Annotated in this window: 26 protein-coding genes and 2 tRNA genes; 16 read left to right on the top strand and 12 right to left on the bottom strand. The window is 70.0% G+C overall.

The window, feature by feature from the left end:
• Positions 1 to 162: 162 nt before the first annotated feature.
• The 8 genes from R3F55_04785 to R3F55_04750 are packed head-to-tail and all read left to right on the top strand — an operon-like array spanning position 163 to position 6,775.
• Positions 163 to 1,266 carry an ABC transporter permease gene (locus tag R3F55_04785; GenBank protein MEZ5666745.1) on the top strand — a complete coding sequence of 368 codons (1,104 nt, stop codon included), beginning with the start codon at positions 163 to 165 and terminating at the stop codon, positions 1,264 to 1,266.
• A 2-nt stretch (positions 1,267 to 1,268) separates the two neighbouring features.
• On the top strand, positions 1,269 to 2,051 hold the full coding sequence (locus R3F55_04780) for an ATP-binding cassette domain-containing protein (GenBank protein ID MEZ5666744.1): 783 nt from the start codon (positions 1,269 to 1,271) through the stop codon (positions 2,049 to 2,051).
• A 39-nt stretch (positions 2,052 to 2,090) separates the two neighbouring features.
• Complete coding sequence (locus R3F55_04775) at positions 2,091 to 2,696, top strand: NUDIX domain-containing protein (protein ID MEZ5666743.1); 606 nt, start codon at positions 2,091 to 2,093, stop codon at positions 2,694 to 2,696.
• On the top strand, positions 2,693 to 3,709 hold the full coding sequence (locus R3F55_04770; protein ID MEZ5666742.1) for a cysteine synthase A: 1,017 nt from the start codon (positions 2,693 to 2,695) through the stop codon (positions 3,707 to 3,709). The genes R3F55_04775 and R3F55_04770 overlap by 4 nt, the downstream gene beginning before the upstream one ends.
• Before the next feature lie 13 nt (positions 3,710 to 3,722).
• Complete coding sequence (locus R3F55_04765) at positions 3,723 to 4,445, top strand: alanyl-tRNA editing protein (protein ID MEZ5666741.1); 723 nt, start codon at positions 3,723 to 3,725, stop codon at positions 4,443 to 4,445.
• Positions 4,442 to 5,299, top strand: coding sequence for a rhodanese-like domain-containing protein (locus R3F55_04760; protein ID MEZ5666740.1), 858 nt, complete (start codon positions 4,442 to 4,444; stop codon positions 5,297 to 5,299). The genes R3F55_04765 and R3F55_04760 overlap by 4 nt, the downstream gene beginning before the upstream one ends.
• 28 nt (positions 5,300 to 5,327) lie before the next feature.
• Positions 5,328 to 6,350, top strand: coding sequence for a GNAT family acetyltransferase (locus R3F55_04755; GenBank protein MEZ5666739.1), 1,023 nt, complete (start codon positions 5,328 to 5,330; stop codon positions 6,348 to 6,350).
• Positions 6,351 to 6,364: 14 nt separating this feature from the next.
• Positions 6,365 to 6,775 (top strand): DUF1499 domain-containing protein, encoded by a 411-nt coding sequence (locus R3F55_04750; protein MEZ5666738.1) that lies wholly within the window; start codon positions 6,365 to 6,367, stop codon positions 6,773 to 6,775.
• Here R3F55_04750 and R3F55_04745 read toward each other — a convergent pair.
• The 5 genes from R3F55_04745 to R3F55_04725 form a co-directional block, all read right to left on the bottom strand.
• Positions 6,756 to 7,523, bottom strand: a complete 768-nt coding sequence (locus tag R3F55_04745) for an amino acid ABC transporter ATP-binding protein (GenBank protein ID MEZ5666737.1) — start codon at positions 7,521 to 7,523, stop codon at positions 6,756 to 6,758. The genes R3F55_04750 and R3F55_04745 overlap by 20 nt on opposite strands.
• 31 nt (positions 7,524 to 7,554) lie before the next feature.
• On the bottom strand, positions 7,555 to 8,718 hold the full coding sequence (locus R3F55_04740; protein ID MEZ5666736.1) for an amino acid ABC transporter permease: 1,164 nt from the start codon (positions 8,716 to 8,718) through the stop codon (positions 7,555 to 7,557).
• 1 nt (position 8,719) lies between these two features.
• Positions 8,720 to 9,907 (bottom strand): amino acid ABC transporter permease, encoded by a 1,188-nt coding sequence (locus tag R3F55_04735; GenBank protein MEZ5666735.1) that lies wholly within the window; start codon positions 9,905 to 9,907, stop codon positions 8,720 to 8,722.
• Positions 9,908 to 9,987: 80 nt separating this feature from the next.
• Positions 9,988 to 11,013, bottom strand: coding sequence for an amino acid ABC transporter substrate-binding protein (locus tag R3F55_04730; protein MEZ5666734.1), 1,026 nt, complete (start codon positions 11,011 to 11,013; stop codon positions 9,988 to 9,990).
• Positions 11,014 to 11,090: 77 nt separating this feature from the next.
• Entirely contained in the window at positions 11,091 to 11,363 is a 273-nt protein-coding gene (locus R3F55_04725) for a hypothetical protein (GenBank protein ID MEZ5666733.1), read from the bottom strand.
• An 83-nt stretch (positions 11,364 to 11,446) separates the two neighbouring features.
• Between R3F55_04725 and modB the strand changes: the two genes are divergently transcribed.
• A complete protein-coding gene (modB, locus tag R3F55_04720; protein MEZ5666732.1) occupies positions 11,447 to 12,145 on the top strand; it encodes a molybdate ABC transporter permease subunit in 699 nt (232 codons plus the stop codon).
• The gene (modC, locus tag R3F55_04715; protein MEZ5666731.1) at positions 12,145 to 13,242 is read left to right on the top strand and encodes a molybdenum ABC transporter ATP-binding protein; all 1,098 of its coding nucleotides are present in this window, start codon (positions 12,145 to 12,147) and stop codon (positions 13,240 to 13,242) included. The genes modB and modC overlap by 1 nt, the downstream gene beginning before the upstream one ends.
• A 23-nt stretch (positions 13,243 to 13,265) precedes the next feature.
• Here the strand turns inward: modC and R3F55_04710 are convergent.
• From R3F55_04710 to R3F55_04700, 3 genes are all read right to left on the bottom strand, one after another.
• Positions 13,266 to 13,342, bottom strand: a tRNA-Arg gene (locus tag R3F55_04710).
• A gap of 38 nt (positions 13,343 to 13,380) precedes the next feature.
• The gene (locus R3F55_04705) at positions 13,381 to 13,686 is read right to left on the bottom strand and encodes an ETC complex I subunit (GenBank protein ID MEZ5666730.1); all 306 of its coding nucleotides are present in this window, start codon (positions 13,684 to 13,686) and stop codon (positions 13,381 to 13,383) included.
• A gap of 60 nt (positions 13,687 to 13,746) precedes the next feature.
• Positions 13,747 to 13,823, bottom strand: a tRNA-Pro gene (locus R3F55_04700).
• Between the two features lie 170 nt (positions 13,824 to 13,993).
• Here R3F55_04700 and R3F55_04695 point away from each other — a divergent pair.
• Both R3F55_04695 and R3F55_04690 read left to right on the top strand, forming a co-directional pair.
• Positions 13,994 to 14,656: a class I SAM-dependent methyltransferase gene (locus R3F55_04695; protein MEZ5666729.1), complete on the top strand. Its 663-nt coding sequence runs from the start codon at positions 13,994 to 13,996 to the stop codon at positions 14,654 to 14,656.
• Positions 14,657 to 14,704: 48 nt separating this feature from the next.
• On the top strand, positions 14,705 to 15,532 hold the full coding sequence (locus tag R3F55_04690) for a transglycosylase SLT domain-containing protein (GenBank protein ID MEZ5666728.1): 828 nt from the start codon (positions 14,705 to 14,707) through the stop codon (positions 15,530 to 15,532).
• Between the two features lie 85 nt (positions 15,533 to 15,617).
• On the opposite strand, the gene R3F55_04685 is transcribed toward R3F55_04690, so the two are convergent.
• Together R3F55_04685 and R3F55_04680 are read right to left on the bottom strand one after the other, a co-directional pair.
• Positions 15,618 to 16,316, bottom strand: a complete 699-nt coding sequence (locus R3F55_04685; GenBank protein ID MEZ5666727.1) for a hypothetical protein — start codon at positions 16,314 to 16,316, stop codon at positions 15,618 to 15,620.
• Positions 16,317 to 16,700: 384 nt separating this feature from the next.
• Positions 16,701 to 17,405, bottom strand: coding sequence for a hypothetical protein (locus R3F55_04680; protein MEZ5666726.1), 705 nt, complete (start codon positions 17,403 to 17,405; stop codon positions 16,701 to 16,703).
• Between the two features lie 314 nt (positions 17,406 to 17,719).
• On the opposite strand from R3F55_04680, the gene R3F55_04675 reads away from it, so the two are divergent.
• From R3F55_04675 to R3F55_04660, 4 genes are all read left to right on the top strand, one after another.
• On the top strand, positions 17,720 to 18,652 hold the full coding sequence (locus tag R3F55_04675; GenBank protein MEZ5666725.1) for a tetratricopeptide repeat protein: 933 nt from the start codon (positions 17,720 to 17,722) through the stop codon (positions 18,650 to 18,652).
• A gap of 166 nt (positions 18,653 to 18,818) precedes the next feature.
• The gene (locus R3F55_04670) at positions 18,819 to 19,808 is read left to right on the top strand and encodes a Hint domain-containing homing endonuclease (protein MEZ5666724.1); all 990 of its coding nucleotides are present in this window, start codon (positions 18,819 to 18,821) and stop codon (positions 19,806 to 19,808) included.
• Positions 19,809 to 19,912: 104 nt separating this feature from the next.
• Positions 19,913 to 20,275, top strand: coding sequence for an RT0821/Lpp0805 family surface protein (locus tag R3F55_04665; protein MEZ5666723.1), 363 nt, complete (start codon positions 19,913 to 19,915; stop codon positions 20,273 to 20,275).
• A gap of 26 nt (positions 20,276 to 20,301) precedes the next feature.
• The gene (locus tag R3F55_04660; GenBank protein MEZ5666722.1) at positions 20,302 to 20,979 is read left to right on the top strand and encodes a Fe2+-dependent dioxygenase; all 678 of its coding nucleotides are present in this window, start codon (positions 20,302 to 20,304) and stop codon (positions 20,977 to 20,979) included.
• Between the two features lie 64 nt (positions 20,980 to 21,043).
• Here the strand turns inward: R3F55_04660 and R3F55_04655 are convergent, their stop codons facing one another.
• Together R3F55_04655 and R3F55_04650 are read right to left on the bottom strand one after the other, a co-directional pair.
• Positions 21,044 to 21,736, bottom strand: coding sequence for a hypothetical protein (locus R3F55_04655; GenBank protein MEZ5666721.1), 693 nt, complete (start codon positions 21,734 to 21,736; stop codon positions 21,044 to 21,046).
• Positions 21,737 to 21,807: 71 nt separating this feature from the next.
• Positions 21,808 to 23,964, bottom strand: coding sequence for a caspase family protein (locus R3F55_04650; GenBank protein ID MEZ5666720.1), 2,157 nt, complete (start codon positions 23,962 to 23,964; stop codon positions 21,808 to 21,810).
• Positions 23,965 to 23,978 lie beyond the last annotated feature (14 nt).

Genomic DNA, 23,978 nt, shown 5'->3' with positions numbered 1-23,978 from the left:
GACATGACCCCTGCCGGGGCGGTGCCAGTGCCGCCGCCCCGGCGCCCCGGCCGACCGGCGTGCGCCACCGCAGGCGCCGTCGCATGTCGACGCCGGCCGGGCGCCGCGGCGCGACCTTGACGCGCCGCGCACGAGATCGTGCAGGCAAGCCGGGTGAAACACATGTCGAGCCAAGCTACCGCGGCCGCGCCGGCGGCCCAGCCCGCCGCCGACGAGCGGATCTACAAGCCATCGTTCGCCTCGCGCCTGCTGGCCCGGCCCGAACTCGGCGCCGTCTCCGGCGCCGTGATCCTGATCGTCTTCTTCCTGCTGGCGGCCGACAGCCGGATGTTCTCGATCAGCGGGCTGTTCAACTGGCTGGAGGTCTGCGCGCAGCTCGGCATCATCGCGATCGGCGCCTGCCTGCTGATGATCGGCGGCGAGTTCGACCTGTCGATCGGCTCGATGATCGGCTTTTCCAGTGCCATCCTGGCGATGCTGATCGTCAATGGCGGCCTGCCGTCCTGGCTGGCCATCCTGCTGGCGTTCAGCCTGGCGATGGGTATCGGCTTCGTGCTCGGCACGATCGTCGTGGTCAGCCGCCTGCCCTCGTTCATCGTCTCGCTGGCCTTCCTGTTCCTGCTGCGCGGCCTGATGCTGGTCTCGATGCGGCTGTTCCACGGCGACACCCAGGTCGAGGGCATCTCGCACATGCGCGACGAGGACTTCTTCGCCTGGCTGTTCGGCGGCGACCTGTTCACGGTCGAGACGGTGTTCGTGCGCGGCAACCGCGAGAACATCATCGAGGTCGGCATCCCGATGTCGCTGGCGTGGCTGGCGGTGCTGGCGCTGGCCGCGACCTGGATCCTGGCGCGGACGCGGGCCGGCAACTGGATCTACGCCTCCGGCGGCAACGCCAACTCGGCCCGCTCGGTCGGCGTGCCGGTCAACGCGGTCAAGATCGCGCTGTTCATGTTCACCGCGCTGTGCGCCGCCATCTTCGGCGCCATCCAGGCCTTCGACGGCGGCTCGGTCGACGCGGCCCGCGGCAACCTCAAGGACCTGGAGGCGATCGCCGCCTCGGTGATCGGCGGCGCGCTGCTGACCGGCGGCTACGGCAGCGTGATCGGCGCCTGCCTCGGCGCGCTGATCTACGGCATGGTCAACCTCGGCTTCCAGTACACCTCGATCGACGGCGACTGGTACCGCGTGTTCCTGGGCGGCATCCTGCTGATGGCGGTGGCGTTCAACACCTTCATCCGCCGGCGCATCACCGGGGGGAGCTGAGCATGGCCGACACTCCGCTGATCGAAGTGCGCAACGTCGGCAAGCGCTTCGGCAACATCATCGCGCTGGCCGACGTCTCGTTCAAAGCCTATCGCGGCGAGGTGCATGCCCTGCTCGGCGACAACGGCGCCGGCAAGTCGACGCTGATCAAGACGCTGTCCGGCGTGCACGAGCCCACCCAGGGCGAGATCCTGATCGACGGCAGGCCGGTCCACTTCACCTCGCCGCGTGCGGCGGCGGCGGCCGGCATCGGCACGGTCTACCAGGACCTGGCCCTGGTCCCGCTGATGTCGGTCACCCGCAATTTCTTCATGGGCCGCGAGATCAGGAAGGGCGCCGGACCGCTGCGCTGGCTCGACATGCCGCAGATGGCCGCGATCGCCAAGGCGGAGATGGCCAAGCTCGGCATCGACGTGGCCGATCCGAACCAGCCGATCGGCACCATGTCGGGCGGCCAGCGGCAGACGCTGGCCATCGCCCGGGCCGTCTATTTCGGCGCCAACGTGCTGATCCTGGACGAGCCGACCTCGGCGCTGGGCCAGAAACAGCAGCTGGAGGTGCTGCGCATGATCCGCCGCGTGCACGACCACAGCGACGTGGCGATCATCCTGATCACCCACAACGACCTGCACGCCAAGCTGATCGCCAACCGCTTCACCTTCCTCAGCCGCGGCCGGGTGATCGGCGCCGGCACCGCCGACGAGTTGAAGGGCGAGGAAATCCGCACGCTGATGGCCGGCGGCGCCGAGCTGGCGGAGCTGGAACGCGAGTTCGCCGCGGCGTAGGCCGGGCCGGCGCGACGGCGGCGACGAGGAGGCGCGACGATGGCCCGCAACGGCCCCGACGTCGAGATCATTGCGCGAAGAACGGCCTATAAACGTTTCTTCCAGATGGATATTCTCAATCTTCGCCACCGCCTGTTCGGTGGCGGGATGACGGCGGAGATCGAGCGCGAGATCTTCGTGCGGCGGCCGGCGGTGGCCGTGCTGCCTTACGACCCCGCCCGCGATGCGGTGGTGCTGATCGAGCAGTTCCGCAGCGGCGCCCTGCTGTCCGACCTGTCGCCGTGGCAGCTGGAGGTGATCGCGGGGCTGGTCGAGCCGGGCGAGGACGCGGTCGACGTGGCCCGGCGCGAATCGCTGGAGGAGGCCGCCTGCGCGATCCACGATCCGATCGAGGTCTGCCGCTATCTGACCAGCCCGGGCGGAACCAACGAGATCGTCACCTTCATCTGCGCGCGGGCCGATTCCACGGGCCTCGGCGGCGTGCACGGCCTCGACCACGAGCACGAGGACATCCGGGTCCATGTGCTCGACCGCCGCGACGCCATGCGGCGGATCGACACCGGCCAGATCGCCAATGCGCTGGCTATCATCGGCCTGCAGTGGCTGACGCTGCATCTGGACGAAGTGAAGGAGCGCTGGCGATGACGGCAACCGACCTCGGCGTGCGCAGCGGCCTGTTGGACGCGATCGGCCGGACACCGCTGATCCGGCTTGCGCGCGCCTCGGAGATCACCGGCTGCGAGATCTACGGCAAGGCCGAGTTCATGAACCCCGGCGGATCGGTCAAGGACCGTGCCGCGCTGGCGATCATCCAGGACGCGCTGGAGCGCAAGCAGATCGAGCCCGGCGGCATCGTGGTCGAGGGCACCGCCGGCAACACCGGCATCGGTCTCGCCCTGGTCGGCAACGCGCTGGGGCTGCAGAGCGTGATCGTGATCCCGGACACCCAGAGCCAGGAGAAGAAGGACACGCTGCGCATGTGCGGCGCCGAGGTGCGCGAGGTGCCGGCGGTGCCCTATCGCGACCCCAACAACTACGTGAAGCTGTCCGGGCGGCTGGCCGAGGAGCTGGCCGCCTCCGCGCCGCACGGCGCCTTTTGGGCCAACCAGTTCGACAACACCGCCAACCGCCGCGGCCACGAACGCACGACCGGGCCGGAGATCTGGGAACAGACCGGCGGCAAGGTCGACGGCTTCGTCAGCGCCGTCGGTACCGGCGGCACGCTGGCCGGAGTCGGCGCGGCGCTGAAGGCGCGCAACCCGGAGGTCGTGATCGCGCTGGCCGACCCGTTCGGCGCGGCAATCTACAGCTGGGTCAAGCACGGCGAGCTGAAGGCGGAGGGGTCGTCGATCACCGAGGGCATCGGCCAGGGCCGGATCACCGCCAACCTGGACGGCGCGGCGATCGACGAGGCCTACCAGATCGGCGATGTCGAGATCGTCGAGCAGGTGTTCGCGCTGCTGAAGGACGAGGGCCTGTGCCTGGGCGGTTCCAGCGGCATCAACGTCGCCGGCGCGATCCGGCTGGCCCGGCAGATGGGGCCCGGCCACACCATCGTGACGATGCTGTGCGATTCCGGATCGCGCTACATGTCGCGCCTGTTCAACCCGGCCTTCCTGCGCGAGAAGAAGCTGCCGGTGCCGGACTGGATGGAATGAGCGGGAGGCTGCCGTGACCGAGGCCCTGTTTGCCGCCGAACCCTATCTGCGCAGCGCCGAGGCCGTCGTGCTGGCGGTCAACGACCGCGGCGGCATCGTGACCGACCGCAGCATCTTCTATCCCACCGGCGGCGGCCAGCCCGGCGACAGCGGCACGCTGACGCTCGCCGACGGCCGCACCGTCGCCATCGCAACCGCGGTCAAGGGCGAGGCGCCGGGCGAGATCGTGCTGGTGCCGGCGGAAGGCCAGGCCCTGCCCGCCGCCGGCGACCGGGTGACGATGGCGCTGGACTGGGACCGGCGCCACCGGCACATGCGCATGCACAGCTGCATGCACCTGTTGTCGGCGCTGCTGCCCTACCCGGTCACCGGCGGCCAGATCGCGGCCGACAAGGGCCGGCTCGACTTCGACATGGACGGCGCGCCGCCGGACAAGGACGCGCTGACCGACAGGCTCAACGCCCTGATCGGCGCCGACGACCCGGTGACGACGGAATGGATCAGCGATGCGGAACTGGCCGCGCAGCCGGAACTGGTGAAGACGATGGCGGTGAAGCCGCCGGTCGGCGGCGGCCGGGTGCGGCTGGTGCGCATCGCCGGGCGCGACCTGCAGCCCTGCGGCGGCACCCACGTGGCGCGCACCGGCGAGATCGGCGCGGTCGCCGTGGTCAAGATCGCCAGCAAGGGCAAGCAGAACCGGCGGGTCACGGTCGCCTTCGCGGAGGATCTGGCGTGAGCGCGGGCTACGACCGTCCGGAAGCGCTGGTCGAGACCGGCTGGCTGGCCGACCACCTCGGCGATGCCGATCTCTGCGTGCTGGATGCGAGCTACCACCTGCCGGCGGCGAAGCGGGACGCGCGGGCGGAATATGGCGCAAGGCACATTCCCGGGGCTCGCTTCTTCGACATCGACGCGACCTCGGACCGCGGCTCGCCCCTGCCGCACATGCTGCCGTCGCCGGAGGATTTTGCCGCGGCCGTCGGCGCCCTCGGCGTCGGCAACGGCAGTATGGTGGTGGTTTACGACGTCTACGGCCTGATGTCGGCGGCGCGGGCATGGTGGATGTTCCGCGTCTTCGGCCACGACCGGGTTGCCGTGCTCAATGGCGGCCTGCCGAAGTGGCTGGCCGAGAACCGGCGCGTGAGCGACGAACTGCCGGTCGTAGAAACGCGCGTTTTTTCAGTGCAGTATCGCTCGGAACTGGTCCGCGACATGAATGCGGTCAAGGCGCAGCGGACCGCGGATGCCGGCGCGGTGGTCGATGCCCGCGCGCCGGAGCGCTTCGCCGGCGCCGCCGAGGAGGTCTGGCCGGGCCGGCGCCGCGGGCACATTCCGGGCAGCCGCAACGTGCCGTACACCGACCTGATCGATCCGGTCGCCAAGACGCTGGTGCCGGCCGAGGCGATCCGCCGGCGCTTCGCAGCGGCCGGCGTCGACCTCGACGCGCCGCCGGTGTTTTCCTGCGGATCCGGAATCACGGCCTGTGCGCTCGCGCTCGGCGCCTTCCTGGTCGGGCAGGACCGGGGCGCCGTCTACGACGGTTCGTGGGCCGAGTGGGGGCTGCCCGGCCCCAACCCGGTCGAGCCGTGACCCGCACCGCCGCGGCGGGCCGGCCGCGATGAGCGTGGCGCCGATCCACTTCGCCGTACGCGAGGCGACCGCTGCCGACGACGCGGCCCTGGCCGCGCTGTGGCGCGACTGCGGCCTGATCACCGCCTGGAATCCGCCGCAGGCCGATATCGAACGGCTGCGCGAGACCGGCCACGGCGCGTTGCTGGTCGGCGCCGAGGCGCTGGGCGAGGTGGTCGCGTCGACCATGGTCGGCCACGACGGCCACCGCGGCTGGCTCTACTATGTGGCGGTGCGGCCCGACCGGCAGCGCCGCGGCTATGGCCGCCGGATGGTGGCGGCGGCGGAAGCCTGGCTGGCCGAGCGCGGCATGCCGAAGTGCCAGCTGATGGTGCGGGCGACCAACCGCCCGGCCGAGGGCTTCTATCGCGCGCTCGGCTACGGCCTGAACGCGCACAACGTCATGCACCGCTGGCTGCAGGCGCCGGCGGCGGCCGACCCGGCCGGCAAGCGCGAGGTCACCGTGACCTACCTGGAGATGGAGGCGCCGCCGGCGGCGCTGCCGCTGCCGGTGCCGGCGGTGCCGCACGCGATCCTGCGCCTGCACGAGCCGGACCCGGTATTCTATCGCTTCCTGCACGACACCATCGGCCGCCAATGGCTGTGGTACGAGCGCAGGCTGCTCGACCGCGCCGGGCTGTGCGCTGTGATCCACGATCCGCGGGTCGAGGTGTTCGTGCTCTACGTGCGCGGCAACCCGGCCGGCTTCATGGAGATCGACCGCCGCCGCGACCGCGTCGCCGACATCCGCTTTCTCGGGCTCATGGACGGGTTCAAGGGCCGCGGGCTCGGGCGCTACCTGCTGGGCTGGTCGATCAGGCAGGCATGGCAGGGCGACACCGCGAAGGTCACCGTCAACACCTGCAGCTTCGACGACCCGAGGGCGCTGGCGATGTACCAGCGGGCCGGCTTCGTCGCGGTGCGCCGCGAGACGGCGACGATCGACGATCCCGCCGCGGTCATCCGCCGGCTCGACGCCGACTACGCCGAGCTCGGCCCGCCGCCGCACTGAGGGAGGCGACGACGGTGGACTGGCACGCCATCCCCGAACGCAACCGGCCGAATTCTTGGCTGATCGCGCCACCAGGCTTTTGCAACCGCGCGCCGGACGGCCTGCCGCCGACGTTCGCGCTGCCGGTCGCGGCCCTGCGCGACGCGTGGCGGGCGGTGCTGGCGGGCGAACCGCGGCTGCAGGTGGTGCACGACGATGCCGACGGCATGGACCTGGTCCAGCGCACGGCGGTGTTCCGCTTCGCCGACGACATCGCGGTCGCCTATGTCGACCTCGGCAGCGGCGCCAGCACGCTGGCGCTCTACAGCCGCTCGCGGATCGGCTATTCCGACCTCGGCGCCAACCGGCGCCGGCTCGAGCGCTGGCTCGGGCTGCTGGCCGGGAAGGTGCCGGCCGGTCCTGCGCTCAGTGCAGGATCTGGCTGAGGAACAGCTTGGTGCGGTCCTCGCGCGGGTTGTCGAAGAAGCTGTCCGGCGGCCCCATCTCGACGATCTCGCCGTCGGCCATGAACACCACCATGTCGGCGACCTGACGGGCGAAGCCCATCTCGTGGGTGACGCAGACCATCGTCATCCCCTCCTCCGCCAGGCTGACCATGGTGTCGAGCACCTCCTTGACCATCTCCGGGTCGAGGGCGGAGGTCGGCTCGTCGAACAGCATGATGCGCGGCTGCATGCACAGCGCCCGCGCGATGGCGACGCGCTGCTGCTGGCCGCCGCTGAGCTGGCCGGGATATTTGTTGGCCTGCTCCGGGATGCGGACCCGCTTGAGGTAGTGCATCGCCACCTCCTCCGCATCCTTGCGCGGCGTCTTGCGCACCCAGCGCGGCGCCAGCGTCAGGTTCTCCAGCACGGTCAGGTGCGGGAACAGGTTGAAGCTCTGGAACACCATGCCGACTTCGCGGCGGATCGCCTCGATGTTCTTCAGGTCGTTGGTCAGCTCGATGCCGTCGACGATGATCTGCCCGGACTGGTGTTCCTCCAGCCGGTTGACGCAGCGGATCATCGTGGACTTGCCGGAACCCGACGGTCCGCACACCACCACCTTCTCGCGCCGGGCGATGCTGAGGTTGATGTCGCGCAGCACGTGGAACGATCCGTACCACTTGTTGACGTCGACCAACTGGATCGCGGTCTCGAATTCCGGTGCCGGTGCCTGCTCGACTGCGCTCATGCTGCCTTTTCCCCCTTCCCGTCCGCGCCGTTCACGGCATCATGCGGCCCTCGCCGCGCGCGGCGAGGTCGTCCTTGACCTTCTGCGTCACCGTCTTGGTCCGCGCGTCGCGGCGCTGGCCGCGGCTGAGGTCCTTCTCAAGCCACTGGCTGTACTTCGACATCGAGAAGCAGAACACGAAGTAGATCAGCGCGACGAAGACATAGATCTCGACGAAGAACTGCCGCCAGTTCGGATCGGCCGTGGCCGTCTTGGCCGCCAGCAGCAGGTCGGTCAGGCTGATGATCACCACCAGCGAGGTGTCCTTGAAGGTGCCGATGAAGGTGTTGACCAGCGGCGGGATCACCGATTTCAGCGCCTGCGGCAGGATGATCAGCCCCATCTTCTGCCAGTAGCTCAGCCCCAGCGCATCGGCCGCCTCGTATTGCCCGCGCGGCATCGCCTGCAGCCCGCCGCGGATCACCTCGGCCAGATAGGCCGAGGCGAACAGGGTGATGCCGACCAGCGCGCGCAGCACCTTGTCGATGGTGACGCCCGAGGGCAGGAACAGCGGCAGCATCACCGAGGCCATGAACAGCACGGTGATCAGCGGCACGCCGCGGATCAGCTCGATGAATCCGACGCAGACCGCCTTGATCGCCGGCATGTCCGAGCGCCGGCCCAGCGCCAGGGCGATCGCCAGCGGGAAGGCCAGCACGCAGCTGACCACCGACAGGATCAGCGTCAGCGGCAGGCCGCCCCACAGCTCGGTGTTGACCAGCTCCATGCCGAGGAAGCCGCCGTACAGCAGGCCGGCGCAGATCGCCAGGCCGGCGACCCAGACCAGGGCCAGCCACGGCTTCCAGGCGATCTTCATGCAGCTGAAAACGATCAGCCCCAGGAAGATCATCGTCGCGATCAGCGGCCGCCATTGCTCGTCGAACGGATAGCGGCCGAACAGGATGAAGCGGTACTTGTCGTGGATCACCGCCCAGCAGGCGCCGACACCTTCCGCCTTGCAGGCCTCCGGGTCGGCGGCGCTCCACACCGCGTCGATCAGTCCCCAGCCGAGCAGCGACAGCGCCAGCTCGACCACAAGGTAGATCGCGACCAGGCTGAGCAGCCCGTTCCACCAGTTCGGGAACAGGTTGCGGTGCAGCCACTGCGCCCACGCCGGCAGCGCCGGCCGGCCCGCAGCCGTGTCCTGCGTCGCCATCCTAACGCTCCTTCAGCGCGACGCGCGCGTTGTACCAGTTCATGAAGAACGAAATGCTGAGGCTGATGGCCAGATACACCGACATCGCGATGGCGATGCACTCGATCGCCTGGCCGGTCTGGTTCAGGCTGGTGTTCATCGCCGAGACCAGGTCGAAATAGCCGATCGCGATCGCCAGCGACGAGTTCTTGGTCAGGTTGAGATACTGGCTGGTCATCGGCGGGATGATCACCCGCATCGCCTGCGGCAGGATGATCAGGCGCAGCGTGCGGCCACGGTTCAGGCCCAGCGCCATCGCCGCCTCGGTCTGGCCGTGACTGATCGCCAGGATGCCGCTGCGCACGATCTCGGCGATGAAGCCGGCGGTGTAGAGCGTCAGCCCGAGCAGCATCGCCAGGAACTCCGGCGAGATCCACATGCCGCCCTGGAAGTTGAAGCCCTTCAGCTCGGGAACCGAGAATTCGGTGGGCGCGCCGCCGATCAGCCAGCCGAGCGCGGCCAGGCCGACCACGATGCCGAGCGAGATCCAGCCCACATGCCAGGCCTCGCCGGTCCGGTCCTGGTGTTCCTGCGCGACCCTGCGGAAATAGCTGACCGCCGGGACCGACAGCGCCAGGCCGAGCACCAGCAGCCACCAGCCGAGCGCATCGACCGGCGCCGGCGTGAAGATGCCGCGGTTGCTGACGAAGACGGCATCGAGCAGATTCATCGCCTCGCGCGGGTGCGGCAGCACCTCGCCGAGGATCGTGAACCAGAAGATCAGCTGCAGCAGCAGCGGGATGTTGCGCACCGTCTCGACATAGGCCGAGGCGATCTTGCGGATCATCCAGTTGTGCGACAGGCGTGCGACGCCGATGACGGTGCCCAGGATCGTGGCCAGCGCGATGCCGACCAGCGCCAGCTTGATGGTGTTGAGCAGGCCGACGACGAAGGCGCGCAGGTAGCTGTCGGACTCGTCGTAGTCGATGACGGATTCGCTGATGGCGAAGCCGGCCTGGCGGTCGGTCAGGAAGCCGAAGCCGGAGGCGATGTTCTGCTGCGCCAGGTTGGTCAGCGTGTTGTCGACCAGCCACCAGCCGATCAGGCAGACGGTGGCGATCAGCACGACCTGATAGACGACCGCACGAACCGCCCGATTGGTCAGGAAGCCGCCGGCTGCAGGGCGCGTCTGCCGGGTGACGTCCGTCATGTTCCGGCGCGCCGCGATATGATCATGGTCATATGGAGTGGCGCCCGGAGCCCGCGCACGGGCCCCGGGCACTCATCCGGTCAGCGGATCGGCGGCGCGTACATGATGCCGCCATGGCTCCACAGGGCGTTCAGGCCCCGCTCCAGCCGCAGCGGCGTGTCCGGGCCGACGTTGCGGTCGAAGATCTCGCCGTAGTTGCCGACCGCCTTGATGACGTTGACGCCCCAGTCGTTGGACAGGCCCAGCAGCTCGCCCATGCCCGGCGACACGCCGAGCAGGCGCTGGATGTTCGGGTTGTCGCTGCCCATCATCTCGTCGACGTTGGCCGAGGTGATGCCGTATTCCTCGGCCTCGATCAGCAGGTTCAGCACCCACTTCGCGATGTTGAAGAACTGGTCGTCGCCCTGGCGGACGGCCGGGCCCAGCGGCTCCTTCGAGATGATCTCGGGCAGGATGACGTAGTCGTCGGGATTGGCCGCGTCGACCGCGCGGATGGCGGCCAGGCCGGAGGCGTCCGTGGTGTAGACGTCGCAGCGGCCGTTGAAGAACGCGGTCTTGGATTCGTCAAAGCTTTCAATGACAACCGGCTCGAAGCTCATCCCGGCACCACGGAAGTAGTCGGCCAGGTTCAGCTCGGTGGTGGTGCCCGACTGCACGCACACGGTGGCGCCGTCGAGCTCGCTGGCGCTGGTCACGCCAAGCGCGGCCGGGACCATGAAGCCCTGGCCGTCATAGAAGGTGACGCCGGCGAAGTTGATGCCCAGCGAGGCGTCGCGGGTCAGCGTCCAGGTGGTGTTGCGCGACAGGATGTCGATCTCGCCCGACTGCAGGGCGGTGAAGCGCTGCTGTGCGCTGAGCGGCACGTAGCTGACCTTGTCGGCATCGCCGAACAGGGCCGCCGCGACCGCCTTGCAATAGTCCACGTCGAGGCCGGTCCACACGCCCTGGCTGTCCGGGATGCTGAAGCCGGCCAGGCCGACGTTGACGCCGCAGACCAGGCTGCCGCGGGCCATGATCGCATCCAGATCGGCACCGGCATAGGCATTCGCGGCAACCAAAGTTCCGCCGACGCCGAGTGCTGCCGCAAGCCACGTGGATTTTCGCATGATGTCGCTCCCTCGCGATTGTCCCTGTTGCGGACGGCCGATATTTGTTGGTTTTGACCGTCCTTGTTCCGTGCCTATCACAGGACCGGACCTTGGGCAATCACATGCACGTCGGATGCCAGCGGCCTGTTTCCTGTGGTTTTTGCAGTTTCCGCGCGCCGACCGGTGCCTTTGCCGACGTCGGCGCCCGGCTTCGGCACCGTCGCGAGAACGGAGATGCGGTTGATGAATTGGCCTTCATGTCCATGGGCGACCGGCTGCCGGCAACTGCGTCGCGCGGGCGACGGGATCGGCGTCGCGGCGCGTGCCGAGACCCTGTTTGTCCCGTCGCGCAGGCCACCGGCCGTCACCTCGATCGCGCGATCACAGATTTGTGAACAAGCGCGGCGCGCCGCTGCCCCCCGGCCCGATCGGCGCCCGCGCCGGCACTGCCATGGGTGACTGGCTGGGGCCGGCCGAGACCGAGGCGTTGTGGCTGAGCCTGCGGGTGGCCGCGGTCGCGACCCTGGTCAGCGTGCCGCTCGGCGTCGGCGTCGCCTGGGTGATCGTGCGCAGCCGCCTGCCCGGCCGCGGCATTCTCAACGCCATCGTGCACGTGCCGCTGGTACTGCCGCCGGTAGTGGTCGGCTATGTGCTGCTGCTGGCGTTCGGCCGCCGCGGCTGGATCGGCGGCTGGCTCCACGACACCCTGGGGATCGAGATCGCCTTCACCTGGGTCGGCGCCGCGGTGGCGGCCGGGGTGCTGGCGTTCCCGCTGCTGGTGCGCGCGGTGCGGCTGTCGCTGGAGGCGGTCGACGGCCGGCTGGAGCAGGCCGCCCGCACGCTCGGCGCCGGGCGGGCCGACGCCTTCCGCTCCGTCACCCTGCCGCTGATGCTGCCCGGCATCGTCACCGGCTCGATCCTGGCCTTCGCCCGCTGCCTGGGCGAGTTCGGCGCGACCGTCACCTTCGTCGGCAACATCCCCGGCGAGACCCAGACCCTGCCGCTGCTGCTGTTCCAATATGCCAACCAGCCCGACCGCGAGGACGCCGCGCTGCGGATCGTGATCGTCTCGCTGGTGGTCGCCTTCGCCGCGCTGTTCGCCTCCGAACTGCTGGCCCGCCGGGTGGCGCGCCGGATCGGGCAGCGCTGATGGCGGCTTCGCCCGGCATCGAGGCGGAGATCGCGCTGACGCGCGGCGCGTTTGCGCTCGACGTGGCGTTCGCGGCCGAGCCCGGCCGCATCACCGCGCTGTTCGGCCCGTCCGGCTGCGGCAAGACCACCACGATCAACTGCGTCGCCGGCCTCGACCGGCCCTCGCGCGGCCGCATCGCCATCGGCGGCAGCGTGGTGTTCGACGCCGCTGCGCGCATCCGGCTGGCGCCGGAGCGCCGCCGCGTCGGCTATGTCTTCCAGGAGGGCCGGCTGTTCCCGCACATGACCGTGCGCGACAACCTGCTCTACGGCCGGCGCCGGTCGCGGCGCGGCGCTGGCGGACCGCAGCCGGAGCTGGTGATCGAGCTGCTCGGCCTCGCCGCCCTGCTCGACCGCCGCCCGGCCGGGCTGTCCGGTGGCGAGCGCCAGCGCGTGGCGCTGGGCCGCGCCATCCTGGCCGACGCCGAGGTGCTGCTGCTCGACGAGCCGCTGGCCGCGCTCGACGCCGCGCGCAAGGCGCAGATCCTGCCGTTCATCGAGGAGCTGCGCGACCGTCTCGGCCTGACCATGCTCTACGTCAGCCACGACCTGCGCGAGGTGGCGCGCATCGCCGACCGGATGCTGATGATGGACGGCGGCCGCATCGTCGCCGCCGGCCCGGTCTCCGCCCTGTCGCAGAGCGAGGAGCACCATGCCCGCTTCGTCGCCGTCGACGGCGGCACGGTGCTGGACGCCCAGGTCTGCGGCAAGGACCTGGTGCACGAGATGCTGGAGCTGCGGCTGGCCGGACGCGTGATCCGCGTGCCGGGCTTCCCGGCTTCGGTCGGCGCGCGCGTGCGCCTGCGGATCGACCCGCAGGACGTGGCGATCGCGGTCAGCGAGCCCAGCGGCCTCAGCATCCGCAACATCATTCCGGGCAGCGTGCGCGCCCTGGTGCCGTTCGGTCCGGCTCAGGCCGACGTGGCCATCGCCTGCGGCGATTCGGTGATCTGGGCGCGGGTGACGGTGCGCGCCGTGCACGAACTCGGGCTGGCGCCGGGCAAGCCGGTGTTCGCGCTGGTCAAGGCGGTGGCGGTCGACCGCTCCTATCGCTGACGGCGCAGTGTCGCCGGCGGGCGTGGCGACCCCGGCAGGGCTCGAACCTGCAACCTACGGCTTAGAAGGCCGTTGCTCTATCCTGTTGAGCTACGGGGCCGGCGCGGGCGCAGTGTGCCCGATGCGGATGCGGTTCGCCTAGTGCGTCCAGGGCTGTTTGCGGCCGTAGGCGAAATTGTCGGCATAGGCCTTCGGGCGGACCGTCCGCTCCTTCGGCTCGAACACCGTGTACATCAGGCCGTGCGCCCGGGCATAGGCCACCGCCTCATCCTTCGTGGGGAAGGTCAGCCGCAACTGCTGGCGGGTGTCGCGCGAGCTGGTCCAGCCCATCAGCGGGTCGTGGGTGCGCGGCGCGGTCGGCTCGAACTCCAGCACCCAGCTCTTGGTCTTGGCGCGGCCGGATTGCATGGCGGTCTTGGCCGGCTGGTAGATCCTGACGTCCATCGCGTGGCGGTTCCCTGCTGGCGGTCGGTTTCGGCCGGCCGTGGTCGGACCGGCAATCGCTGGTCGGGGCGACTGGATTCGAACCAGCGACATCTTGCTCCCAAAGCAAGCACTCTACCAAGCTGAGCTACGCCCCGAGCGCGAGCGGAAGATAAGCAGTCGCCCGAAGGCGGACAAGCCAAACCGTTGCGCCGGCTCGGTCGCACGCCGCCGCGGCGGGAAGCCGGGCTGGCCTATCGGGCGGGCGGCAGTAAGATGCCGGCGAGCCAGGGCGATTCGCCGTGTCCGCGGTGGGAAACGGGAAGCGATGACGAGCCGTACGATCCATGTGACCGAGCCGCTTTATGCCTACCTGCTCGCCAACGGGGTGCGCGAGCCCGACGTGTTGCGCCGGCTGCGTCTGGAAACGGCGCCGATGCGCTGGTCGGGCATGCAGATCGCGCCGGAGCAGGGGCAGTTCATGGCGCTGCTGACCGAGCTGGTCGGCGCGCGCCGGGCGATCGAGGTCGGCACCTTCACCGGCTATAGCGCACTGGCGGTGGCGCTGGCGCTGCCGGAGGACGGCCTGCTGGTCGCCTGCGACATCAACCCGGAGACCACCGCGATCGGCCGGCGCTACTGGGAAGAGGCCGGCGTCGCCGGGCGCATCGACCTGCGGCTGGCGCCGGCGGCGGAGACGCTGCAGGCGCTGATCGACGCGGGCCAGGCCGGCAGCTTCGACCTGGCCTTCATCGACGCGGACAAGACCGGCTACCTGAGATACTACGAGCAGTGCCTGACGCTGGTGCGCAGCGGCGGCCTGATCATGATCGACAACGTGCTGTGGGGCGGCAAGGTCGCCGACAAGACCCTGTCCGACGAGGATACCCTGGCGATCCGCGACCTCAACCGCACGCTGCACGCCGACGACCGCGTCAGCCTGTCGATGGTGCCGGTCGGCGACGGCCTGACGCTGGCGCGCAAGCGCTGAGCGCGCCGCGTTGACGGAAAACTAACCCTGTGCCGGCATCGTGCCGGCATGACCCCTGGCCCGCTCGTCCTCGCCCGCATCGCCGCCGCCCTGTTCGCGGCAACCGGCTGCGTGACCGCGGCTTCGGCCGATCCGCTGGTCGTGTCGCTCGATCCCGAGGACGGCACCGTGGCCGAAGCGCCGGCGGCCGGCGTTGCCCTGCCTGCAGCCTGCGAGCCGGCGATCGCCGCCGCCGCGGCGGCGCACGAGGTGCCGGCCGATGTGCTGCTGGCGATCGGCATGGTCGAATCCGGGCTGACCCCGTTCGTGCTGAACGCCGAGGGCACGCCGAAATTCTTCGACGACCGCGCCAGTGCCGCGGCGGCGCTGACCGAGCTCCGTGCCGGCGGCATGGCCTCGATCGACGTCGGCTGCATGCAGATCAACCTGCGCTGGCACCCCGACGCGTTCGCCGATCCCGCCGACGGGCTCGATCCCGCGCTCAACGCCGACTATGCCGCCAAGTTCCTGCTCGGGCTCTATGCGATGACCGGGTCGTGGACCGACGCGGTCGCCTACTACCACTCCAGCGCCCAACGCTATCAGCGCCCCTATGTCTGCGCGGTCGCGGCGCGGCTGGAGGAAATGGGCAGCGCCATGTCGCTCGACTGCCTGCCGTCGGAGACGCTGGACCTGCCGGTGGTGGTCGATTCGAGTCCGGCCCAGCCGACCGTCTCCGGCCCGATCGCCGAGGCCGGGTCGCAGCACATGCTGCGCATCGCGCCGGCCGCCGGTGGCGCGCCGCAGGTGCTGCGCGGCCAGACGACGACGCCGGCGCCTGCCGATTCGACGCCGGCGCTGGCCAGCACCGGCCCGCGCATCATCCGCCTGCCCTGACCTCCCGCCCGGAAACGAAACGGGCGGCCCGAAGGCCGCCCGCGCATTCGCCGTCGGCGCCGGCCAGCGGCGCCCGTCGGACAGGTCAGTTGGTCCACAGCGAGTAGCTGTTCTCGATACCGCCGTTATTGTAGACGACCACGGTGAAGTTGCCGGTCCAGCGCGGTGTCCACTCGCAATATTCGGACGAGCTGTAGCCGACGCTCTGGCAGATCAGGTTTCCGTACTCGTCGTAGACATAGAGGTCGAGATCGGTGTCGTCCCAGCCGTTCAGGGTGACGATCGCCTGCTCGTTGCCGAAGAAGCCCTCGTCATAGGCGACCGAGTCGTACGGACCGATCCAGTCCTCGTAGGAGCCCTCGCCGTAGACGCTGCCGCGCGAGCCGCCCTGCTCGATGTCGTCGATCATGGCCAGCAGATCCTGGCGGTCGCCGGCCAGGTCGCGGGCGGCGGTCAGCATGTCGCCGACGCTGGCGATGATCGGAGCGGTCCCGTCCGGAACCGCGCCGTTGTTGTCGCGCGGCTGCACGTCGCTGTCGGACAGCAGGTACTTGTCCATGATCTGCGCGGCAACGATCAGCGACATCGCGTCCTGGTTCTCGACGCCGTAGATCGCGAGCTGCTGGGCGAGAGTCAGCTCGTGGATCGGCTGCACCGTCTCGGCGCCGAGCGGCTTGTCGTCGGTCGCGTTGACCGCCGTCTCGGCCGAAGCGAGACCGGTCAGCGCGGTGCTGGCCAGAACCGCAATGGCAAGGCCGGCCGTCGCGCGGAACATCGTCTTCATCGAGAAACCTCCAGTAAGTGGTCTTGGCGAACAGCGGACCATGCGCGAAACCGGTGGCAAGCCTTGGCCGCTGGGCAGCAACGGTGGACCACCCGTCCTTCCCGTCCTGTGAGCACTCTCACCGGGGATTGTGTCGACAATCGGCACAATCCAGGGAGGAATGGCCCGAAACTGTGATTTACAATGGCATGATCTATCAACATTCGGCGGCAGTCGCAATTGCTGCGCAAAAAAGCCGCGCCCCGTTCCTGGGAACGGGGCGCGGCCACGGTCAGGCCGATCCGACGCCGAGGTACACGGCTGCGCGCATCCGGCCCGCCGCCCCGCCACGGGGGCTGGACGGCGGCCGGCGCGCGCCGGCATGGGAGACAGGCATCCCCTGCGTCAGTTCGTCCAGACCGTGAACGCCGCCGAGTTCTCGGCCTGGTTGGTGATCTGGATGTCGTAGCTGAGGCCGGCCACCGCGGGCCAGACGCAGCTGTGGGCGCCGTCGACCAGCGCGCCTTCGCACAGCAGTTCGCCGTCGGCGCCGAGCACCCGCACGTCCAGCGCGTCGCCGGTGCCGGCGATCAACGTCAGCACCGCATCGGTATCGTCGTCGTAGGTGCGGGTGAACAGGAACGAATCGCCGGCGTCGACCCAGCTCTCGCCGCCCTGCCCGGTCATCGGCTCGACGTCGAAGACGCTGCCGCGGTCGCCGGCCTCGAGCCGGTCGTCGATCAGTGCGACCAGCGCCGCGTCCTCGCCGGCCAGGGTGCGCGCATCGGCCAGCAGCGCCTCGGCGCCGGTGAACGATAGCGCGGAGCCGGGCACTGCGGCGACGTCGAGATCCTCGATCATGCCGGCCGCCACCAGCAGGGCCGAGGCCGAAGCGTTGGCTGTGCCATAGCGCGCCAGCTCGGAGGCCAGCGAAAGCGTGCGGGCGGACGCCAGCGACGCCGCGGTCAGGGCCTGCATGGCGTCGGCGGCTGGCGCGAACTGCATGCCGCAATGGTCGTCGCCGGGCCGGCCGTTGCCGGCATGCGCGAAGGGAATCGAGGCTGCCAGCGCACTCAGCGCCAGGGTCGAAGCCGCCACCAGTTTGAGCATGTCAAAGTTCTCCACCGAACCGCGCGCCCGCTCTGTAGGCCGGCGGGCCGTGCGCATTGTCTTGATCGGCAATGAGTGCCGGCCAACTGAGGCGAATTGTCGGCCGGGCGATGATTTTGTTGCGGCAACGGCTGCAGCATCGAATTGCCGCTTTCTCTCACATTATAAATAACACCCGGCGCGTTTCTCTATTAAGACTCTGGTGAGGATTTGCCGGCGGAAGACCTTGGCGGTGCCGTAACGCCGCCACAATGGACGGGCAAACACGCACCATCGCCACGTGCCGTGGCCAATCATTGGAAGGGATCAAAGGCATGCACCGCGCTCTCCTCGCGCTCATGCTCGTCGTGGCAACGCCCGTCGCGGCTCGGGCGGGCTATCTGTCGGGCGTGCACGCGTTCAACTCGGGCGACTTCGAGACCGCCTATGAGGAGTTGGCGCCGCTCGCCGACTCGGGCAATGCGAGCGCGCAGTACTACATCGGTCAGATGTACCTGACCGGCCGCGGCGTCGAGCGCGACGAGCACCGGGCCTTCGACTATCTGAGCACGGCAGCGGAGAGCGGCGACGCGCGCGCCCAGGTCAATCTCGGCCTGATGTACGAATCGGGCCGCGTCGTCGAGCGCGACCTCAGCCAGGCCGCGGAGTGGTTCTCGGAGGCGGCGGAGGCCGGCCTGCCCTTCGCGCAGACCAAGCTCGGCGTGCTGTACCAGCGCGGCGAAGGCGTGGCACAGGACTATGCCCGCGCGTTGCAGCTCTACGAATCGGCCGCGGCACAGGAAGACGTCTACGCCATCCGCAACCTCGGCTACCTCTACGAGAACGGCCTGGGCGTGCCGCAGGACTTCGCCGCCGCCGAGGAGTGGTATCGGCGCGCGATCACCGACGGCTACCCGGGTGCGATGAACAACCTGGCCTGGATGCTGGCCTCGCGCCACGACCGGCTGGACGAGGCCTTGGACCTGGCCGAGCAGGCGGTCGACGTGCATCCGTCGCCGACCTTCATCGATACGCGCGGCTATGTGCACTTCCAGCGCGGCGAGTACGACCTGGCCATCGCCGACTATGAGCGGTCGCTGAACATGTTCGACGGCGACTGGACGGTGATCGACCGGCTCGGCGACGCCTATCTCGGCGCCGGCCAGGTCGATCGGGCTCGCGAGACCTGGCAGCGCGCGGCCGAGGCGGCCCCCGAGGGCGCCGAGCGCGACGCGCTGATGGCGAAGATCGCCAGCCACCAGTCCTGAGCGGCACCGCGTTCCTGCCTCGCATCGGCGCCGCCGGTCCAGCCGGCGGCGCCTTTTTTTTGCGCTGGCGGCAATATTTCGGCCGCGGGCCGGATGGATTCGTTAACGCCCGTGTTGTCCTGGCATCTTCCAATCGTGACAATCGGGTGAAACGGAGGACAGGCAGGTGCGGGCAAGCAATTCACGTAACAAGCGCAGGCTGCTGGCGACGACCAGCGCGCTTGCGATCGTTCTGGTCGGCATGCCGCTGACCGTCCCGTCGCTGGACGACGGCCATTTCTTCAACACCGCCTACGCGTCGAGCTGCTTCGTGGCCGGCACGCAGGTGCTGCTGGCCAACGGCCAGAGCTGCGCGATCGAGCGCATCCCGGTCGGTGCCCTGGTCATGGGGCGCAACGGCAAGGCCAATCGGGTCGTGCGGGTGGAGCGGCCGCGGCTGGACGGCCGCAAGCTCTATGCACTGAACGGCGGCCCGGCCTTCGTGACGGCGGAGCATCCGTTCATGACGCGCGAGGGCTGGAAGGCGATCGATCCGGTCGCCACCCGGCGCGAGACCGCGCAACTCGCGGTCGGCAGCCTGCAGGTCGGCGATGCGCTGGCCCGCGCCCTTGTCCGCCTGGGCGAGCCGCAGGTGCGCGGCGCGGTGGTGCTGGCGCCGGAGCCGGAGCTGCGCCTGAGCTATGCGTCGTTGCATGCGATCGAGGCCTTCGACGCCGATCCGGCGACCCGGGTCTACAACCTGATCCTCGACGGCGATCACAGCTATTTCGCCGACGGCTATCTGGTGCACAACAAGGGCGGCGATGACGACGGCGGCAGCGGCGGCGAAGGCGGCTCCGGCAGCAGCGGCTCGGGCGGCGGCGGTTCCGGTGGCGGCGAAGGCGGCAGCTCCGGCGGCGGCGACAGCGGGGGATCCGGCCACGGCGGCGAGTCCGGGGACAGCGGCGAGTCGGGCGAAAGCGGCGGCTCCGGTCACAGCGGCGGTTCGGGCGGAAGCGGCCAGTCCGGCCCCTATGGCGAGGCTGGCGAAAGCGGCGCCAGCGGCGGCTACCTCATCCTCGGCGGCCAGGTGCCCGGCTCCGGCGCGCTCAACCAGGTCGGGCCCAACCTGACGCGCGAGCAGGAGATGGAACTGATCGGCAGCGGATGGCAATAGTCGCCATCGCATCGCGAGCGCGGCGCGCGGCGCGGGCACCGGCATGTGCCCGCGCATCGCGCCATGCGCCGTCCGGAACAACGAGAAGAAAGGCGGAAGCGACAATGATCGACTCAAGCCAGAACAAGGTCCTGACGTCTCTGGTGGCGGCGGGCGCGATGACCCTGCTCGCCGGCTGCCAGACCGGCGCGCCGGCCGCCGGCCCGGTGGTCCAGGCCAGCGACCGCAGCGCCATCAACGGCGCGATCCAGCTCGCCCTGGAGACCCGCGCGAGCGGCGAGTCCGAGAGCTGGCAGAATCCGGCGACCGGGATGCACGGGACCGTGACGCCGCTGCGGACCTATCAGAGCGCCATCGGCATCTACTGCCGCGAGTACGAGGTGTCGGTGATGCGCGACGGCAGCGGCGAGGCCAGCCGCGACGCGGCCTGCCGCGACAGCGACGGCCAGTGGAAGGACGGATCCTGACGCCGGGATCCTGACGCCCCGTGCGCATGGCCCTGCTCGATGCCGTGCTGCGCCCCGGCGAACTCGCCGAGGTGCTGGCCGCGTTCGAGCAGGGCGAGTTCGTCGACGGGCGGGAGACGGCAGGCGCGCTGGCCCGGCGGGTCAAGCGCAACCGCCAGCTGAAGAAGACGCCGGAGCAGGCCGACCGGCTCAACCGGCTGATCGGCGATGCGCTGTGGCGCGACCCCGGGTTCCAGCGCTTCGCCCTGCCCCGCCGGATCGCGCCGCCGCTGCTGTCGCGCTACGGGCCCGGCATGGAATATGGCTGGCACGTCGACGATGCGCTGATGCGGCCGGGCGGCCAGGCGCTGCGCACCGACCTGTCGGTGACGATCTTCCTGAACGACCCCGGCGACTACGACGGCGGCGCGCTGGTGCTCGAGGGTGCGGTCGCCGACGAGGAGGTGAAGCTGCCGCGCGGCAGTGCGGTGGTCTATCCGTCGACCAGCCTGCACCGGGTCGCGCCGGTCGAGCGGGGCGAGCGCCTGGTCGCGGTCACCTGGGTGGAAAGCCATGTCCGCGATGACGGGCGGCGCGAGCTGCTGGCCGACCTGGCCATGGTGCGCGACGCACTGACTGCGCATGGACCCGGCCCGCTGGAGGCTGCGGCGGACCGCAGCTGCAAGGCCTACAACAACCTGCTGCGCCGCTGGGCCGACAGCTGAGCCGGCCCCGACAAATAGGGCGGGCCGTGCGGGCCCGCCCTGTTGCACGAAGGGGCGCGGCCCTTCAATTGGTCCACAGCGTGAAGTAGGTCCCCTGCGGGTGGCCCTCGTTCTCCACGCGGATGGTGAAATCGCCCGTCCAGCGCGGCGTCCACGAGCAGCTCTCGTTCGACGAATAGCCGGTGCTGGAACAGATCAGGTTGCCGTACTCGTCGTAGATCCACAGGTCGATGTCCGACGGGTTGTGGCCCTGCAGCGTCACCACCGCCTGCTCACCGCCGTAGAACGCCTCGTCGTAGTAGAGGTTGATGCCGCCGTCGATGTAGCCGTCGTAGTAGCCCGAGCCGTAGACGCTGCCGCGCGAACCCTCGGCCTCGGCGTCCTCGATCAGGCCGATCAGGTCCGGCCGGTCGCCGGCCAGCTCGCGCGCCGCCGCCAGCATCTCCGCGGCGGTGTGCAGGCCCGGCGAGCCCTCGCCGCTACCCATCTCAGGATCGCGCGGGACCATGTCGTCGTTGCTGACCGCAGCGACCTGATTGGCGATGCGCGCCGCCGCGATCAGCAGGATCGCGTCGCCGCTCTCCAGCCCCTGGGCCGCCAGCTGCTGTGCCAGGCCCATGTCCTGCACGGCCGCGATGGCGGCGTCGTCCAGGGACGCGCCGGTGTCGGCATTGGTCACGCTCTCGGCCTGCGCGGCGCCGGCCAGCAGCGCCAGGGCGGCGAGCGACGAGAGGGCTGTCGTATGGAGTCGTTTCATCTGGGAGCTCCCTTCGATTCCGATGCTCGGATTCCAGCATGCCTCTATGGCATGGATAAGGCCGATTTCTGCTATTGGTCCGGTATCACGGTCCAGCTGAAACTGGACATGGTGGCGAGCGACATGGCCGGCCGGCCGCCGCCGCGGGTGGCCGCCACGTCGACGCCGGCATCGGCGAGCACGTCGGCGATGGTGGCGCCGCTGAGCCCCGAGGTGCCGAGCGCGCGGGTGGTCAGCCCGGCCTGCGCCAGGAACGAGAAGTCCGCCCGCGGCGCGCCGGGCTGGACGCCGGCGGCGATGAACAGGAAGCGCTCGACGCCGACGGTCGACACGTTCACTTCCAATTGCGACGACAGCGTCTCGCCCGGATTCATCCGGTTGGATTCGCCCTGGTAGGGGAACCACGGCTCGATGCCGAACTGGCTGTCGATGAACAGCGCGGTCAGGTCGACGACCTGGTTCGAGCTGTTGGTGACGGCGAAGGTGATGACGTCGCCGTCGGCGAGCGCGGGGAAGTCGCCGAGGGCGAAGGCCTCGACCGTGCCGTCGCGCCGCTGCACCGACAGGTCGACCGTCAGCTCGCGGCCGATCGCCGTCGATGCCAGCTGGTCGGCGAGCGAGAACAGGGCGTTGACCCGCGCGACCTTGCGCAGGTTGTCCTCCAGGTCCTCCTCGAACTCGGCGAAGGCGATCGCGTTGCCGTCCTCGGGGATGGTCAGGTAGGCACTGGCGGCGCTCATCTCGCCCGACGGCGGCAGCAGCCACAACCGGCCGTCGGCGATGTGCAGGCGCAGGTCCGCACTCTCCGTCCCCGGCACCCAGGTGATGGCGACCTGGTCGAGCCCTTCGTCGATCAGCCGGTCGAGCACCGCCCAGGCCGGCGCGTCGGTGGGGTCGGCCTCGGCCGGCTGCTCCGGCAGCGCGACGGCGAGCGCCACCGAATAATGGGCGTCGACCAGCCGGGCGAAGGCGCCCTCCGGGATTTCGTCCATCGCCGGCAGGTCGCCATAGGCGACCGGCAGCACGATGCTGTGCACGATCTGGGCGCTGTCGACCTCGACATAACCCAGCGGCGCGTCGTCGGGCCCGGCCAGCGCGTCGGGATAGACCGCCAGCACCGCGCCCTGGTCGAGCTGGTTGAGCCGGCCCGCCGGGATGCGCCAGCCGCCGCGGTCCTCGGCCACCGGCCACTGCCGCACCTCGTCGGCCGGCGTGCCGCTCAGCAGCACGGCGTCGAGCGAGACGCCGTCGCTCTCGAACAGCGGGGTCGGCGCATTGCGGTTGTCGGCGACATAGTCGACCAGCACCTGCTGGGCGGCCTGGCGATAGGTGATGCCGGGATGGGCGGCGAACACGCTGGCCAGCGTGTAGCTGAACAGGCCGTAGGTCTGGCGGTTCGGATCGCCGGCCGGCAGCCGCAGCTCCGGCGTGGTCTCGGTGGTCTGCGCCGCGTAGAAGGCGACATAGCCGCCCAGCGACGCGTCGCCGCCGCCGCGGGCGGTCTCGCCGTCGAGGATCGACTCTACCGCCGCGGCGCCGCCGCGGGTGTGCACCGCCGCGGCCTGGGCGGCCGCGATCGCGTCTTGGGGGATGCCCAGAAGAGACGGGTCGAGCCGCCGGTCCATCTCGCCGGCGTTGACCGCACGCAGCATGGTGCCGGAATGGCAGCTGTCGAACACGGCGAAGACGAAGGCGCCGGCCTCGCGCAACGCGGCGATGCGCGGCTGCAGCTCGTCGTCGACGATGGCATTGGTCACGGTGCCCTGGCGGCCGTCCCACGGCCCGACGTCGCTGGGCAGGAAGATCTCGTCGAAGCCGTCGAGCTCGCCCGCATCGGCCGCGGCCGGCTGCTGCGAGCCGTGGCCGCCGAAGTGCAGATAGACGAAGTCGCCGGGCGCGACGGTGTCGATCAAGCCGTCGATCGCGCCGAGGATGGCGGCGCGCGTCGGCTCGCCCTCGCTGGTCTCGCCCTGCGACAGCACGGTGATCGCGTCGGGGGTGAAGCCCTGCTGCAGCAGCACCTGCTCCATCAGCGCGACGTCGTTGGCCGGTCCGTGCAGCCACATGCGTTCGTCGAGCGCGGGATAGTCGGTGACCCCGACCAGCAGGGCATAGCGCTGGGCCGCCTCCGCCGCCGGCGCGGCGGCAAGCCCCGCCGCCAGGCCGGCACAGGCCGCCAGGCCGGTGGTGCCGGCGGTCGCCATCAACCTTCGGGCCCGGTCGCGCATCATTGACGTATCCC

It is taken from the genome of Alphaproteobacteria bacterium (genome assembly GCA_041396705.1).
GTDB lineage: Bacteria > Pseudomonadota > Alphaproteobacteria > CALKHQ01 > CALKHQ01 > CALKHQ01.
The sequence above is the reverse complement of the archived record's forward strand: the minus strand, read 5'-3'. Positions and strand labels throughout refer to the sequence as shown.